Raw genomic sequence first — 16,310 nt, forward strand, 5'->3', positions numbered from 1 at the left:
GGGATTCACTTACAGGAAGTGGGCAAACTTCCCGACAACACCCAACACAACCGTGATACCAATAAGGCGCAAAGGGCTCCAGCCACGGCGCACCAGCGCGTACATGCACAAGGTATAAACCAGTGGTAAAAAGGCCGGCATCAGCTTATCGATAACGTCAGTTTGCAGTTTTACGACGGCATCGCCCGCTGTGATTTCCAGCGTAGTCGCCAGGCGAACATAAGTTGCAACCAGCGCACCAATCACCGTCATCCCAACAATAGACGCGGCATGACCTACTTTGCGAGTGTTGGCTTTGATAAGCGGGATAGCTGCCACACCCATGCGGTAAGCGTAATGAGCAAGACCGAAACGCAAGCCGAGGTGAACGACGTTAAACAGTACGATAAAGATCACTGCGCCGAGTATTGAACCCTGTAACGCAAGACTCGCCCCGATACCGCCACAAATAGGCAACAAGGTCAGCCAGAACATGGCATCGCCAATCCCGCCCAGCGGCGCACCCACGGCAATTTTAGTGCTCTGAATGCTGTTCACATCCTGCTTAGAGCGTTCCATCGCCAGAATAATGCCGATAACAAAGGTCACGAGGAACGGATGGGTGTTGAAGAACCCCATGTGGCCTTTCATGGCGCGAGCCAAATCGTTTTTATTGGTGTGGATCTTTTTCAGCGCCGGCAGCAAACCGTAGAGCCAGCCTGATGCCTGCATACGTTCATAGTTGAATGAGGCCTGTAACAGCATGGAACGCCATGCCACCCGGTTAATATCCTGTTTTGTCAGTTCCGCGCCGATGCTTTGATCTTCATAGACGTTGTCATTCTTTTCGACAGCCGTGGTGTCCGCTACGTTGACGCCCGGCAGAGTCTGTTCGTTAGATACCATCTTCAAATTCCTCTTGCTTCACGTGAGTGGGTTGCTGTGGTGCCGGGTCTTTGCGTAAGAAATCAATCAGCGCCATTGCTAACGCGGCGGCGGCAATGGCCAACACCGGTAGTTTTAGCCAGGCGGCAGCCACAAAGCCGAGAATGAAATAAGGGATGTAGACATTTTTCATCATAATTTTCAGCAGTACGGCAAAGCCGATGGCTGGCATGATGCCACCCGCGACACCGAGGCCGTCAATCAGACGAGCAGGGAGCATGTCGATGGCTGTTTTTGCATGCTCTGCGCCAAAATAGATTGGCAAGAATGCACACAGGAAATAGAAGATGCCGAGAGCCAGTAACGCCAGATAGTTAACACGCTCGATACCATCGGTATCGGCATTTTCTGCCATTCGGTCACAGCGGGCCATTACGCCGGACATAATGGAGAACAGGAAGGTAATCCCCATTTGCACCGCAACGGCGAATGGTACTGCGACGCCGACCGCAACTTCAGGTTTCACGCCAGTGGTAATAGCAAAAGTGGTACCGACGATGGTGCCGATAATCACGTTAGGTGGCTGTGCGCCTGCAAGTGGCGCAAGCCCCATCCAGACCAGCTCCAGCGTACCGCCACACAAAATACCGGTATGAAGATCCCCTAGAATCAAGCCAACCAGTGGCCCTAACACAACCGGGCGGTGCATGTGCGTCAGGCCGTTGAACATATCCAGACCGGCAATAAAGGCCAGAATACCCAACGCTAATGCCTGTAATAAGCTAATTTCCATAGAAAATACCTCAGAGGAGTTTGTAGAGATCCTGAGCGGATTCCGTCGGCACACCCTGAACAAAACATTCTACTCCGGCCTTTTGTAAGCCATTAAAAGCAGCAATATCCTGGTCATTCACAGAGACGGTTTTCGCGATTTGTTGTTTGCCTTCTGCGTAGTGCATGTTGCCGACGTTGATCCGCGTAACAGGCACATCACCTTTCACTAAAGTCAGGAAATCATCCGGGTTTTTGCAAACCAGCAGGATTTTCTGGCGGTCTGCTGCACGGTGAATATTGTCGATAACTTTTTGCAGTGACCAGAAACGTACGGCTATCCCTTCTGCCAGAACCATCTCCATCAAGTTTTGCTGCACGGGGTCTTCTGCGACTTCATCGTTGGCAACGAGGACAAGGTTTGCACCAGCAAAACCGACCCATTGAACACCAACCTGGCCGTGAATTAGTCGCTCATCAATGCGGCTTAATACAATGTTTGGCATGTTATTTTCCTCTTATTATCATTGTGTTATTTGGATTGCTGTGTGCCCAGACAGGCGCAATGGTACTGGCGCAACACGTCCTGGATATGGTCGATAATCAGTTCATGCGACGTTGCCGCGATTTTTCCTTCACGGACCTTAGCGTATTGAAGTGGCAGATACTGACTGATCAGTGGCAAAGGTATGGATTCACCAGCCAGATTGGTAAGAAGTCTTGAATACGCTTCGTCAATGTCATGATCTGGCCAGTAGTAGCGAACGCGGTCGGAGAAGCTATATCCACGTGCCAGACGGCGATCGCTGTCATTGCCGTGATAATGGTGTTTCCAGTATTCAGGGTGCTCAAGCATCACGCTTTCAAGAACATCGCGGAGCCCGGAGCATTTATGTGCTGGGCGTAATTCGCGTTCGATAGCGGCTAATGAAAACAGTGCTTCACGCAGTGCAAAGGTCAGTGCCGGGCCGACTTTCAGAATCGCAAAGTGGTTTTGTACCAGTTGTTGCAATGCCTGTGGCGTCTGGTAATCGGTGGAGTGCGCTTCAAACACCATGGTGTCGAAGGCTTCAATCATCTGGCTTAAGAAAAGTGATTTCTCAGGTTGGTAATCAATAACCTGCGTGTGGTCGAATTCCACGCCTGGCTGGACAACCAGCCCGATAATGCGCGGCCACAAGTCGCTTAAACCTTGTAATTCAAACGCATGGCGATGGGCTTCAAGCGTTGTTTTCGCGGCCTGTGGTGTCGTGACGGCGAGTTCTGCCAGCGTTTCGTGCGCGCCACCTGGGACGGGAACTTCAGTGCCGATAACGTACACCAAATCGGAAGCGCCAAATTTCTCAATACAGGTTTGTTCTGCGATCTTTGCAAGCCGGGCGGCACGCATGGCAACAATGGTGTCGGTCAGAGGAACCGGGTCATCTGCGCAAGACATGCTGCAATCGAGATGAATCTTTTTGAAACCAGCTGCGACATAACAACGGATTAGCTCGTCTGCGTTATGCATCGCTTCTTCTGCGGGCAGAGCCTGCCAACGGTTCGGACCAAGATGATCGCCCCCCAGAATGAGTTGCTCCCGTGGGAAGTGGTATTTGTCTGCCATTTGTTCGACAAAACCACGGAAATCCTCCGGTGTCATTCCGGTATAACCGCCGTGTTGATCGACCTGATTGGACGTTGCTTCTATTAATAAGAGAGATTTTTCGTCCCGACTATGGCGCATCGCCGCTTCGAGAACTAACGGGTGAGCAGAACAAACGGCAAAAATGCCACATCGTGAATCCTGTTTATGGTCGGCCACAAACGCGGTTAAATGTTTCACTTTCCTCTCCGTATGGGTTGGTTATCTATTTGTCTTTCGATTTGTTTCATTTAATAGTGGTGTATCGTGCGATAAAAACAAAACGAAAGATAATAGAATTGAGATCTGTTTCGCAAAAGAAACATAATGAAAGCCTATTTGACACAATGACAGTGAATGCAGCACGCGATGTAAAGGCTTGCTTTCCGCGAAAAGAAAGGTGTTAATAGACAAAGTGAAATGAAACGAAAGGTTTTATGAAAGGATCATGTATGAATAATACCGACGCAGCAACGGACAAGCGTGTAACAGGTACAAGTGAAAGGCGTGAGCAGATCATTCAGCGTCTTCGTCAACAAGGAAGCGTGCAGGTTAATGATCTATCATCATTTTTTGGTGTCTCGACGGTGACGATCCGTAACGATCTGGCTTTTTTGGAAAAGCAGGGCGTTGCGGTGCGTGCTTATGGCGGGGCATTGGTTTGCGATTCGGGAACGGCTGCAGTTGAACCGACCGTTGAGGATAAAAGCTCTCTGAATACTTCGGTCAAGCGCAGCATTGCGCGTGTGGCGGCGGATCTTATCAAGCCAGGTCATCGTGTGATTCTGGACTCCGGTACTACCACGTATGAAATTGCTCGCCATCTACGTAACCATAAGGATGTGATTGCGATGACCAACGGCATGAACGTGGCGAATGCGCTGCTTGAAGCTGAAGGTGTGGAGTTGCTGATGACCGGTGGGCATTTGCGCCGCCAGTCGTTGTCATTCTATGGCGATCAGGCCGATCAATCTTTGCAAAACTATCACTTCGACATTCTGTTCCTGGGTGTCGATGCCATCGATCTTGAGCGTGGCGTGAGTACTCACAACGAAGACGAGGCGCGTCTTAACCGCCGGATGTGTGAAGTGGCCGAGCGTATTATCGTGGTCACGGATTCCAGTAAATTTAACCGCTCAAGCCTGCATAAAATCATCGATACCCAACGCATTCATATGGTTATTACTGATGTGGGGATTCCTGCGGAAAGCCTGAATGGGCTGCGTAAAGTCGGGATTGAAGTGGTATTGGTTGGGGAATAGAAATTGTAATGTTCGTTTCATGCAGGAGGCTGACTTATGGCTGGTTACCAACCGCCTTTTAGTATCACTCCATCTATTATTAATCGAGTGGTCGAGATTGGTGAATTGTTAGGTCGCTGGGCTACGCATGCTGAACAAGCATCGCCGATGCTACGTAAAGAAAACCGTATTCGTACCATCCAGGCCTCGCTTGCAATTGAACATAATAGTCTCTCAACAGAACAGGTTTCCGCCATCATGGATGGTAAACGTGTGTTGGCTCCAGCCAAAGATATCCAGGAAGTCCGTAACGCTATTATTGCTTATGAGGCGATGTCTTCCTGGAAAAGTGGGCGTGTTCAGGACTTGCTAGCGGCGCAACGGATTTTAATGACTGGCCTGGTAGATGCACCAGGACAATTCAGAACAGGCAATGTTGGGGTCTACAGGGAGAAACAATTAATCCATATGGCCCCACCTGCTAATCAGGTTTCACGTTTAATGGCAGATTTACTTGGCTGGTTGGATCAAACGGACGTTCATCCTCTGATTGCGAGTTCCATTTTTCATTATGAGTTTGAATTTATTCACCCTTTCGTTGACGGGAATGGTCGAATGGGGCGGTTATGGCAAACGCTTATTCTGAGCGAGTGGCGTGAAGAACTCGCGTGGTTGCCAGTGGAAACCATCATTCATAATCAACAGAAAAGCTATTACCAGGTATTAGGTGAATGTGATCGGGCAAGCGATTGCACGCTCTTTATAGATTTTATGCTCGAGAAATTAATTGAGGGTCTGAGTGAAGGCATTGCTACTGAGCAAAGTAGAGCCACCAAAGTGGCGGTAGAAATGGCGGGAGAAATGGCGGGAGAAATAAGTGCCAGCGAATACCAACTCCTTACGGTGTTAGCTGATAAACCTCATGTAACCGTTGCTGAATTGATCGAAGTGCTTGGCAGAAGCCGCAGAACGATTGAAAGGAATATCAGGTCACTGCAGGAGAAAGGAAAACTTCAGCGAATGGGAGCGACAAAGAAAGGATTCTGGCGGGTGATATAAAAAGGTGTGGCGCAAACCACACCGACCTGGGTTCACCTTATCCTGCTGCTAATTTATATCCCCGTAAGCGGCTAACACTCAGCATAATCGCTAACACCGTTGCGATAACTGCCATCCACAGACTGAAATGCACTGCGCTGTTTTGCGCATAAATCGACATCATCACACCGACAAAGGCGGCGCCCAGGCACTGTCCGAAGGTGCGCATGATTGCCAGAACACCGGATGCATATCCGCTGTTTTCCCGCGAGGCATTGGACAACATTTCTTTGTTATTCGGGCTTTGGAAACAGCCAAAACCTATTCCGCAAATCAAACTGCGCAGACAGATGTCCCACGCTTGTGCGTGTTCCGGGAGTATTGCCAGCAAAGCAAGACCGATGGCGAAGATAAACAACCCTACTGTTGAGATTATTGCGGCTGAATATCGGTCGGCAAGGCGTCCGGCATGAGGTGCGGCCAGAATAATGCCTATCGGCCATGGAGTGAAAAGCAGTGCTGAGACAAGTGCGCTATAACCGTAAACGCTCTGAAAAAGAAACGGCAGTGCAATGAACGTGATGCCCTGACTAACAAAGGAGGCCAGCGAAGTGAGTGCTGCCAACGAAAACCGTGAAGAGGCAAAGATATTTAGCGGAAGCAAAGGCTTAGCTACGCGGCGCTGAACCCAGATAAACGCAAGTCCGGTGAGAATGGCGATGCTTGCGAAAATCACAGCAGTAGTCAGGTCGCCATTGCCGGGATGGGTAAAAGCATCTGCGGCCATAATCAGTGCGCCTAACGCAATTGCCGAAAGTAAGGCTCCGGCATAATCGAACGATTCGCGTTTCAAAGCCGGGTTATGGGGAACAACACGCAGTGTTAGCAATAAAGAGATAATGCCCAGAGGAATATTAATCGCAAATAGCCATGGCCAACTCAATGTGGAAAGAATTGTGCCTCCCAGAAGCGGTGCGATGGCAGTACTCGTGCCAATCAGCAGCGCGTTCAGGCCAAGTATTCGCCCCAAAAGGCGATTGGGGAAAACTGAGCGTAGTATCGCTGGGCCAATACTTAATGTTGCCGCCCCACCAATACCCTGCAAAACCCGCATGATAACTAACATATCCAGTGACGATGAGAGCGCACATCCCACAGAGGCCAGCGTGAAAAGGCCAAGGCCGAAGGCAAAAATCGAGCGAAAGCCTATGCGGCTGGAAAGGGCGGCAAATATCGCCAACGTCATCGCCGCCGATAATAAATATCCGTTGGAAACCCAGACGGTGGCACCTAATGAAGCGTCTAGCGAGTGTGCTATTTGTGGCAAGGCAATGTTTATCATCGAGCCGTCAAACACGGCCATAGTAGTCATGGTCATGACAGCAGCCATCGCTAAGCCGCGTTCGCGGCCCGGTAATCCTTCATCGCCTGGTTGATTGGTAAATAGTGCCATCGGTTAAAACTCTTTATCTCTGGTGAGTGCCAGAAATATAGCGGCACCGCAGATAAGGCGGAAGGCGCAGCATTTGCATTAATAACCTGCACCAAACGCCTTCTCCCATTTCAACGCGCACGCTACTATTGAGTTTATGACTGAACCCGATCTGAACTTACTTATCGCTCTGGATGTGCTTCTTGCCGAAGGCAGTGTGGCAGGGGCTGCGCGTCGTCTGGGATTAAGCGCCTCCGCGATGAGTCGGACATTAAGCCGCCTGCGCGACACCACTGGCGATCCGCTGCTGGTGCGAGCTGGGCGGAATATGGTGCTGACTCCTTATGCTGAAGATATTCGTGAGCGCACGCAAAATGCCGTCTTTGAAGCTCGAGCGATACTTCGCCCTTCATCGGATGCTCTTAATCTTGCAACACTTGAGCGCAGTTTTACCTTGCGTACTAACGCCGGGTTTATCGAGATATTTGGTGCTGCATTGATTGCTGCGGTAGCCGCCGTTGCGCCTTTGGTACAACTGCGCTTTATGCCAAAACCCGAGAAAACGGTGAAGTATTTGCGTGAAGGTTTAATTGATCTTGAGATCGGTGTACTTGGGGAGATGGGGCCAGAAATACGCTTAACGGCGCTGTATCGGGATAAGTTTGTTGGTGTGGTTAGAAAAAATCATCTGCTGGAGCAAGACGGTGATATTACCGCCACGAAGTATGCCGAGCTGGGGCATGTCGTGGTTTCCCGCCATGAACGAGGAACGGGGCCGGTTGATGTGTTGCTGGCAGAACTGAATTTAAGCCGCAAAATTGCGGCGATGGTGCCTGGGTTTCCCGCGGCGATTGCGGTGGCGCAGGCGTCAGATTTAGTCGCGTTGGTGCCAGCAACTTTCTTGCTTAACCAGCCGGGGTTGAATGGCAATTCAGGTGAGGCCAGGCTTTATGTTTTTGAGCTGCCGGTAAAAACCAATGAGATTACGGTGTCGTTGATGTGGCATCCGCGTTCGGAAGCAGACCCAGCGCATCGCTGGCTGCGGCAATTGGTGTTGAAGGTTTGCCGAGAAAAAGTGCCGGGGTAAGGCGCCCAGGCCGTAAGACCCCGGGAGCATAGTAACTATGTCACCGGGGCGCACGGCTGCAGCCAACGCATCTGCAGCTTGAAGTATGATGAGTATCAGGTCACCGGCGCTGGGTTGAAAACGGCCAGTGCATTATGAAGCCCCCACTGATCTGAGAAGGTTTTCTTACGACCACTCGCCACATCAAGAATAAATTTGAATAACTCCCAGCCCACATCCTCAATGGTTGCTTCGCCTGTGGCGATGGTGCCGGCGTTGATGTCCATTAAGTCATACCAACGGTTGGCCAGTGCAGTACGGGTCGCCATTTTAATGACAGGCACAGCCAGCAAACCGTACGGCGTACCGCGCCCGGTTGTGAACACTTGTACCGTAATACCTGAGGCCACCTGCTGTGTGCCGCAAACGAAATCACTGGCAGGGGTTGCTGCGAAAATCAGGCCGCGTTTGGTTGGGCGTTGTCCTGGTGAAAGCACCTCAACAATGGCGCTTTGGCCTGATTTAGCAATTGAACCAAGTGCTTTTTCCACCACGTTTGCCAGGCCACCTTTTTTGTTGCCCGGGGACGGGTTGGCGCTACGGTCGGTTTTACCCATATCAAGATAGTTGTCGTACCATTCCATCTCTTCGAGCAGGCGTTTGCCCACTTCTTCATTGATGGCGCGCGGTGTTAAAAGGTGGATGGCATCACGTACTTCAGTGACTTCAGAGAACATGACTGTTCCACCGCAACGCACAATCAGATCAGATGCATAGCCAACAGCTGGGTTCGCAGTCACGCCTGAGAACGCATCGCTACCGCCGCACTGCATACCCACAACCAGGTCAGACGCCGGGCAGGTTTCACGTTGGCGTTGGTTCAGTTTGACCAGATGGCGCTCAGCGACGTTAAGAATGTCATCGACCATCGATTTAAAGCCGACGTGGTGTTCATCTTGCAGGCGCACGATACTTGCATCGCCAACATTAATAGTTTGAACGTCATCGGTACCCTCCAGCAGACGCTCTGGCTGTAGTTTTTCACAGCCCAGGCCAATCACCATAATTTCGCCGCCAAAGTTTGGATTCAGAGAAATGTTATGGATAGTGCGAATAGGGATGACCGCTGCAGGCGCGTTGATCGCCACACCACAGCCGTAAAGGTGATTCAGACCAACTACGCCGTCGACATTCGGGTAGCGTGGCAACAACTCACGTTCAATAATTTTGATGACATAATCCACAACACCTGCAACGCAATGTACGCTGGTGGTGATGCCAAGCAGATTTTTGGTGCCTACACTGCCGTCAGCATTGCGATAACCTTCGAAGGTATAACCTTCCAGTGCTGGTAAAGACTCTGGCACTTTTGTTGCCAACGGCAGGGTGTGAAGCGGCGGTGCTTTTGGCAGTTCTACTAAGGATTCGTCAATCCAGCTACCGCGTGGAATATCACGTACCGCGTAACCAATCACTTCGCCATAACGAACAATTTCGCCATGCGCCGGAATATCAACCAGTGCAGCTTTATGACCTTGCGGGATATGTTCGATAAGTTCCAGTCCATCCGGAAATTGAGTACCGGCTTTCAGACCATTGTCATTAACAATAATAGCGACGTTATCTGTCTCATGAACTTTTATATAAAAAGAACCAGGGGGTTGTTGTTTAATTTCAATATTCGACATTGCCGCTATTCTCCAGAATTTTTCTAATCATGACTTCTCACAAGCTAAATAAAGAATGTCAGGCTGTGAGAAATAAAAATGTGAGCGAGATCACTTTATATTGTGAGGCATTGCTAACCAGGGAGGGTTATCTATGAAATTGTGCAATACACCCCACAAACATGTGCATAAGTTTAATTATTTGGCTTTTAAAGTGTTATCAATTGGGCGTATGCCTAATGTCCATTTGTTATGTGCTGGCTATACTGTGTTGCGAATGACAAACACCAGGTTAATTTCAGAGAGCAGTGTTATCCCGAAAATATATTCGTGAAATATTGCTTTATATAAATAAAAAATCCTTGAATTAAGTACCCGCAACAGAGGATGTAGAAAATGATTTTGGATACAGCAGTTGAGTCGAAAAAAGGTAAGAACACACGATATTTAATATTATTAATTATCTTTATTGTAACGACGATTAACTACGCAGATCGCGCCACTCTTTCTATTGCGGGTACTGAAGTTGCTAAAGAATTACAGCTCAGTGCAATCTCAATGGGCTATATTTTCTCGGCATTTGGTTGGGCATACCTGTTAATGCAAATCCCTGGCGGCTGGTTACTTGACCGCTACGGCTCGAAGAAAGTTTATACCTACAGTCTGTTTTTCTGGTCGCTGTTTACGTTCATGCAGGGCTTTGTTGATATGGTGCCGCTGGCCTACGCCGGTATCTCCATGTTTATCATGCGTTTTATGCTCGGATTCTCTGAAGCGCCATCGTTCCCGGCTAACGCCCGTATTGTTGCGGCCTGGTTCCCGACAAAAGAACGCGGCACTGCTTCAGCCATTTTTAACTCTGCACAATATTTCTCGCTGGCGCTGTTCTCACCTTTACTCGGTTGGCTGACTTTCGCATGGGGTTGGGAGCATGTGTTTACCGTGATGGGCGGTATCGGTTTTGTACTGACCTTCCTGTGGGTGAAGTTTATCCATAACCCGACTGACCACCCGCGTATGTCAAAAGAAGAGCTGGATTACATCACTCAAGGCGGCGCAGTGGTTGATATGGACCACAAAAAACCTGGTGCCGTGGTTGAAGGACCAAAACTTCATTACATCAAGCAGTTACTGACTAACCGTATGATGCTGGGCGTGTTCTTCGGTCAGTACTTTATCAACACCATTACCTGGTTCTTCCTGACCTGGTTCCCGATTTACCTGGTGCAAGATAAAGGTATGTCGATTCTGAAAGTGGGTATGGTCGCTTCAATTCCGGCGCTGTGTGGTTTCGCAGGTGGTGTGTTGGGCGGCGTATTCTCCGATTCGTTAATCAAACGCGGTTACTCACTGACCGTTGCTCGTAAGATACCGATTGTTCTCGGGATGTTGCTTGCTTCAACCATCATTCTTTGTAACTACACCGAAAGCACGGCTCTGGTTATCACCCTGATGGCATTTGCCTTCTTCGGTAAAGGTTTTGGCGCGCTGGGCTGGCCGGTTATTGCCGACACCGCACCAAAAGAGATGGTCGGCCTGTGCGGTGCTGTGTTCAACGTGTTCGGTAACGTCGCTTCTATCGTAACGCCACTGGTGATTGGTTACCTGGTCAGCGAACTCCACTCCTTCAATGCGGCACTGATTTTCGTTGGTTGCTCGGCACTGGCAGCGATGGTTTGTTATCTGTTCGTAGTGGGTGACATTAAACGTATGGAATTGCAGAAGTAAGCAACCACAAAATTAAGGTAAGGCTCATGAATAGCAACGTTTTCCCAAATAAATTCAAAGCAGCACTGGCAGCACACCAGACGCAAATCGGTTGCTGGTCTGCACTGGCAAATCCTATCAGTACGGAAGTGCTGGGCCTGGCTGGGTTCGACTGGATTGTGCTCGATGGCGAACATGCACCAAACGATATCACCACATTCATTCCACAGTTGATGGCATTAAAAGGCAGCGAAAGTGCCGCCGTAGTGCGCGCGCCGACCAATGACCCGGTGATCATCAAGCGCCTGCTGGATATCGGCTTCTATAACTTCCTGATCCCGTTTGTGGAAACGCAGGAAGAGGCTGAGCTGGCGGTCTCTTCAACCCGTTACCCACCGGAAGGGATTCGTGGGGTGTCCGTTTCACACCGCGCCAATATGTTTGGCACCGTGCCGGACTACTTTGCGCAGTCCAACAAGAACATCTCTATCCTGGTTCAGATTGAAAGCCAGCAGGGCGTTGATAACGTAGATGCCATCGCTGCAACCGACGGTGTTGATGGGATTTTCGTTGGGCCAAGTGACCTTGCTGCGGCATTAGGCCATCTGGGTAATGCTTCGCATCCGGACGTGCAGCAATGCATCAAACACATCTTTGCCCGAGCTAAAGCACACGGTAAACCAGCCGGCATTCTGGCACCAGTTGAAGCTGACGCGCGTCGTTATATGGAATGGGGCGCCACCTTCGTGGCTGTGGGCAGTGATTTAGGCTGCTTCCGCTCGGCAACCCAGAAATTGGCTGATTCTTTTAAAAAATAACCACCACCTGAAAAGAGAGACTGAATTATGACACTGAAAGTTGGGTTTATTGGCCTGGGTATCATGGGCAAACCAATGAGTAAAAACCTCATCAAAGCCGGTTATTCACTGGTGGTTGCCGACCGTAATGCAGAGGTAATTGCTGAAGTTATCGCAGCCGGTGCAGAAACTGCCGCCACACCAAAAGATATTGCTGAGCAGTGCGATGTGATTATCACCATGCTGCCTAACTCCCCACACGTTAAAGAAGTGGCGTTGGGCGAAAACGGCATTATCGAAGGGGCAAAACCGGGCACCGTCGTTATCGACATGAGTTCCATCGCACCGCTGGCGAGCCGCGAAATTAGTGAAGCACTAAAAGCAAAAGGCATCGATATGCTGGATGCACCCGTGAGCGGTGGCGAACCTAAAGCTATCGAAGGCACGCTGTCCGTCATGGTTGGCGGTGATAAAGCGATTTTCGACAAGTATTACGACCTGCTCAAATCAATGGCCGGTTCCGTGGTGCACACCGGTGATATTGGTGCGGGCAACGTCACCAAACTGGCAAACCAGGTGATTGTAGCGCTGAACATTGCTGCGATGTCTGAAGCACTGGTGCTGGCAACCAAAGCGGGTGTAAACCCAGAATTAGTCTTCCAGGCGATTCGTGGTGGTCTTGCGGGCAGCACCGTTCTGGAGGCGAAAGCGCCGATGGTTTTAGATCGCAACTTCAAGCCTGGTTTCCGAATCGACCTGCACATTAAAGATCTGGCGAACGCGCTGGATACTTCCCACGGTGTGGGCGCGCAATTACCACTGACTGCGGCAGTAATGGAAATGATGCAAGCGCTGCGTGCAGACGGCCATGGTAACGATGACCATAGCGCAATCGCGTGCTACTACGAAAAACTGGCGAAAGTAGAAGTCAGTAAATAAAAGAGATGGGCACCTCTTGGGTGCCCGGTTTTCTCGGCCCTATTGTTTTGGCATGGACTCATTATGAAAATCGTAATCGCACCCGACTCTTATAAAGAAAGCCTCTCAGCGGTTGATGTGGCACAGGCTATTGAAAAAGGATTCCGCGAAATATTTCCTGATGCGGAATACATATCTGTCCCGGTTGCTGATGGTGGGGAAGGTACGGTCGATGCCATGATCAGTGCAACACAGGGCAAGAAAATCACCACTACGGTGACAGGGCCGCTAGGCGAGCCTGTTACAGCATATTGGGGTCTGTCCGGTGACGGTCAAACCGCGTTTATCGAAATGGCTGAAGCCAGTGGGCTTGCACTGGTGCCTATTGTGAACCGCAATCCTCTGATTACGACTTCGCACGGTACTGGTGAACTGATTTTACGGGCTCTGGATAACGGTGCGCGCAACATTATTATCGGTATTGGTGGCAGCGCAACTAACGACGGCGGCGCGGGCATGGTACAGGCGCTGGGCGCGAAACTGTGCGATGCAGTCGGTAAAGAAATTAGTCACGGTGGTGGCAGCTTAATGAGCCTGAATAGCATCGATATTTCAGGTCTCGATAGTCGTTTGGCTGACTGTGTGATTAACGTTGCCTGTGATGTGACGAATCCATTAATTGGTGATAACGGCGCTTCACGTGTTTTTGGGCCACAAAAAGGGGCCGATGAAGCGATGATTCTTGAGCTGGATGCCAATCTTGCTCATTTTGCTGATGTAATTAAAAAAGACTTACGTATTGATGTGAAAAACGCCCCTGGAGCGGGAGCTGCGGGCGGTATGGGCGCGGCATTAATGGCGTTTCTCGGCGCGGAACTACGTAGCGGAGTCGAGATAGTGACGGAAGCTTTGCGCCTTGAAGAACATATTCATGATTGCTCGCTGGTGGTGACTGGTGAAGGGCGTATGGATAGTCAGAGTATCCGCGGCAAAGTGCCGGTGGGTGTGGCAGCGGTGGCGAAAAAGTACCACAAGCCGGTGATTGGTATCGCGGGCTCGTTGACCAGTGATGTGGCGGTTGTTCATCAATATGGCATTGATGCCGTGTTTAGTGTGCTGACTAGTATTGGTACGCTCGAAGAGGCGCTGAAAAATGCGTTCGATAATATTTACCGTGCTTCGCGCAATATTGCAGCAGCGGTAGCTATTGGGATGAATACTACATCTTAGATTCCCCTAAATAATTCAAGTTGTGGGAAGGCGTGACAGGGGAGCGCAAACCCTCTATAATCCGCGCCGAAGCTGACCAGACAGTCGCCGCTTCGTCGTCGTCCTTCTTCGGAAGGAGACGGGCGGAGGGGAGGAAAGTCCGGGCTCCATAGGGCAGGGTGCCAGGTAACGCCTGGGGGGGTAACCCACGACCAGTGCAACAGAGAGCAAACCGCCGATGGCCCGCGCAAGCGGGATCAGGTAAGGGTGAAAGGGTGCGGTAAGAGCGCACCGCGCGTCTGGTAACAGTTCGCGGCACGGTAAACTCCACCCGGAGCAAGGCCAAATAGGGGTTCATAAGGTACGGCCCGTACTGAACCCGGGTAGGCTGCTTGAGCCAGTGAGCGATTGCTGGCCTAGATGAATGACTGTCCACGACAGAACCCGGCTTATCGGTCAGCTTCAACCATTCAACAAAAACCCCGCTTCGGCGGGGTTTTTGTTTTTCTGCCTTCCATTACCATAGTAGAACTCCTTTCATCACCAGGCAGCACTGTCATGATCAAATCCATCTTCATCGACAACTACCGATCTGTACGCAAACTCTCCATTGATTTGGGGCGGCTGAACGTGGTTTTCGGCCCGAATGGTTGCGGTAAATCCAATATCTATAAAGCAATCCATTTGATCCACGGCGCAGCAATGGGGCAGTTGTCACACTGGTTGTCTGATGAAGGTGGGATTCAAAAGGTTATGTGGGCAGGCGATCGTGCCAAAGGGTATGCCAGTGCGCCACGACGTATGACACTTGCTGTAGATACCGACGACTTTGAATACGAATTGCAGGTCGGCTTCCCGGATAAGTTACCCTACCCAACGATGTTTGACCTCGATCCCATCGTAAAAGAAGAGCAAATCTGGCTGAGTGGTTTTCGCCGCCGGCCTTCTTCGTCAATTATGCATCGCCGCAACCAGGCTGTTTTTCTCAACGACGTAAACGGTGAGAAAGTGACGCATGCCGCCACGCTTTACGAAAACGAGTCTTTGTTCGGCCAGCTTGGCGAGCCACACCTTTATCCTGAAGTTTCCAGCGCCCGTGAAACGCTGCGTAACTGGCGTTTCTACCATGAGTTCGATATCACAAAAGGAGCCGGGCTGCGCTTGCCGCAGGTTGGTTACCGTTCGCCAGTGTTAGCGGGTGATGGGCTAAACCTGGCCGCTGCGTTTCAGACCATCGTTGAAATTGGTGATAGCGAGTTACTGTTTGAGGTGCTGGATGAAGCTTTCCCTGAATGCACATTTTTCTGTGATAACAGTAACGGACGTTTCCAGATGATGATGCACCGGCAGGGGATTAACCGCCCGCTGGAGTCGGCTGAGTTTTCCGATGGGACATTACGATTTTTGTGCCTGACCGTGGCGCTACTGAGTCCGCGTCCACCGCGCTTTATTGCATTGAATGAACCGGAAAATAGCCTGCATCCCCAGATGTTACCGGCGCTTGCTCGCCTGATTGCCGAAGCGAGTCGCTACACGCAAATCTGGTTAACCAGCCATTCGCCAGAATTGGCCACATTTATTGAAAAACATACGCCGTTTACGCTTTATCAGTTGGGGATTGAGAATGGGGAAACGCGAGTTAACCGTCTCTCGTGATCGTTTACTGTAAGAAAATGTCTTGATGATAGGAGAAAAATCTTAACCGTAACCTTATTGAAACAATAATCAGAGGTTCCTGCTAAAGCGATGCCAGAGTGTGAAGTGCATCAAAATACTCGTTCTCTGATGTTACAGGCTATTAACCTCGCTTGTTGCGTCAGCTCACACTGCCCTGTTGAGTCTGAATTCGCTTAAAAACAAATAATTTAGTAAAAATCGTTTAAAAATAACTACTTAAGTGTTTCTCTCAACTTCTGGAATAATTATTTCCTACACAAAATGCAAAGTGTGAATCATAACTGAATATATTTCTCTGA

General features: G+C 50.0%; 14 protein-coding genes and 1 other RNA gene. 9 read left to right on the top strand and 6 right to left on the bottom strand.

Features of this window, described 5'->3' with window-relative positions:
- Window positions 1–9: 9 nt before the first annotated feature.
- From agaE to kbaZ, 4 genes are read right to left on the bottom strand one after another with little or no spacing between them, the layout of a single operon-like run.
- Window positions 10–885, bottom strand: coding sequence for a PTS N-acetylgalactosamine transporter subunit IID (agaE, locus tag M979_RS20190; protein ID WP_034461296.1), 876 nt, complete (start codon window positions 883–885; stop codon window positions 10–12).
- Window positions 875–1,657: a PTS N-acetylgalactosamine transporter subunit IIC gene (gene agaW, locus M979_RS20195; protein ID WP_034461297.1), complete on the bottom strand. Its 783-nt coding sequence runs from the start codon at window positions 1,655–1,657 to the stop codon at window positions 875–877. The genes agaE and agaW overlap by 11 nt, the downstream gene beginning before the upstream one ends.
- Before the next feature lie 10 nt (window positions 1,658–1,667).
- Window positions 1,668–2,141: a PTS N-acetylgalactosamine transporter subunit IIB gene (gene agaV, locus M979_RS20200; protein WP_034461298.1), complete on the bottom strand. Its 474-nt coding sequence runs from the start codon at window positions 2,139–2,141 to the stop codon at window positions 1,668–1,670.
- Window positions 2,142–2,167: 26 nt separating this feature from the next.
- Complete coding sequence (kbaZ, locus tag M979_RS20205; RefSeq protein WP_064556169.1) at window positions 2,168–3,460, bottom strand: tagatose-bisphosphate aldolase subunit KbaZ; 1,293 nt, start codon at window positions 3,458–3,460, stop codon at window positions 2,168–2,170.
- Window positions 3,461–3,711: 251 nt separating this feature from the next.
- Here kbaZ and M979_RS20210 point away from each other — a divergent pair, with 251 nt between their 5' ends.
- Together M979_RS20210 and M979_RS20215 are read left to right on the top strand one after the other, a co-directional pair.
- Window positions 3,712–4,521, top strand: a complete 810-nt coding sequence (locus M979_RS20210) for a DeoR family transcriptional regulator (protein WP_064556170.1) — start codon at window positions 3,712–3,714, stop codon at window positions 4,519–4,521.
- Window positions 4,522–4,557: 36 nt separating this feature from the next.
- Window positions 4,558–5,559, top strand: a complete 1,002-nt coding sequence (locus tag M979_RS20215; protein WP_064556171.1) for a Fic family protein — start codon at window positions 4,558–4,560, stop codon at window positions 5,557–5,559.
- 37 nt (window positions 5,560–5,596) lie between these two features.
- Here the strand turns inward: M979_RS20215 and M979_RS20220 are convergent, their stop codons facing one another.
- Window positions 5,597–6,991 carry an MFS transporter gene (locus M979_RS20220; RefSeq protein ID WP_034461304.1) on the bottom strand — a complete coding sequence of 465 codons (1,395 nt, stop codon included), beginning with the start codon at window positions 6,989–6,991 and terminating at the stop codon, window positions 5,597–5,599.
- A 136-nt stretch (window positions 6,992–7,127) separates the two neighbouring features.
- Between M979_RS20220 and M979_RS20225 the strand changes: the two genes are divergently transcribed.
- On the top strand, window positions 7,128–8,057 hold the full coding sequence (locus M979_RS20225; RefSeq protein WP_064556172.1) for a LysR family transcriptional regulator: 930 nt from the start codon (window positions 7,128–7,130) through the stop codon (window positions 8,055–8,057).
- 95 nt (window positions 8,058–8,152) lie between these two features.
- On the opposite strand, the gene garD is transcribed toward M979_RS20225, so the two are convergent.
- The gene (gene garD / locus M979_RS20230; protein ID WP_064556173.1) at window positions 8,153–9,724 is read right to left on the bottom strand and encodes a galactarate dehydratase; all 1,572 of its coding nucleotides are present in this window, start codon (window positions 9,722–9,724) and stop codon (window positions 8,153–8,155) included.
- Window positions 9,725–10,099: 375 nt separating this feature from the next.
- On the opposite strand from garD, the gene M979_RS20235 reads away from it, so the two are divergent.
- The 6 genes from M979_RS20235 (at window position 10,100) to M979_RS20260 (ending at window position 15,990) form a co-directional block, all read left to right on the top strand.
- Window positions 10,100–11,431: an MFS transporter gene (locus M979_RS20235; RefSeq protein ID WP_034461310.1), complete on the top strand. Its 1,332-nt coding sequence runs from the start codon at window positions 10,100–10,102 to the stop codon at window positions 11,429–11,431.
- A 26-nt stretch (window positions 11,432–11,457) separates the two neighbouring features.
- On the top strand, window positions 11,458–12,228 hold the full coding sequence (gene garL / locus M979_RS20240) for a 2-dehydro-3-deoxyglucarate aldolase (RefSeq protein ID WP_034461311.1): 771 nt from the start codon (window positions 11,458–11,460) through the stop codon (window positions 12,226–12,228).
- Between the two features lie 27 nt (window positions 12,229–12,255).
- Entirely contained in the window at window positions 12,256–13,146 is an 891-nt protein-coding gene (gene garR / locus M979_RS20245; RefSeq protein WP_064556174.1) for a 2-hydroxy-3-oxopropionate reductase, read from the top strand.
- 63 nt (window positions 13,147–13,209) lie between these two features.
- Complete coding sequence (gene garK, locus M979_RS20250; protein ID WP_034461316.1) at window positions 13,210–14,355, top strand: glycerate 2-kinase; 1,146 nt, start codon at window positions 13,210–13,212, stop codon at window positions 14,353–14,355.
- A 68-nt stretch (window positions 14,356–14,423) separates the two neighbouring features.
- Window positions 14,424–14,802: RNase P RNA component class A (rnpB, locus tag M979_RS20255), an RNA gene on the top strand.
- 90 nt (window positions 14,803–14,892) lie between these two features.
- Window positions 14,893–15,990 carry an AAA family ATPase gene (locus tag M979_RS20260; RefSeq protein WP_064556175.1) on the top strand — a complete coding sequence of 366 codons (1,098 nt, stop codon included), beginning with the start codon at window positions 14,893–14,895 and terminating at the stop codon, window positions 15,988–15,990.
- The last annotated feature ends 320 nt before the right edge of the window (window positions 15,991–16,310 follow it).

It is taken from the genome of Buttiauxella noackiae ATCC 51607 (genome assembly GCF_001654865.1).
In the GTDB taxonomy this organism is placed as follows: domain Bacteria; phylum Pseudomonadota; class Gammaproteobacteria; order Enterobacterales; family Enterobacteriaceae; genus Buttiauxella; species Buttiauxella noackiae.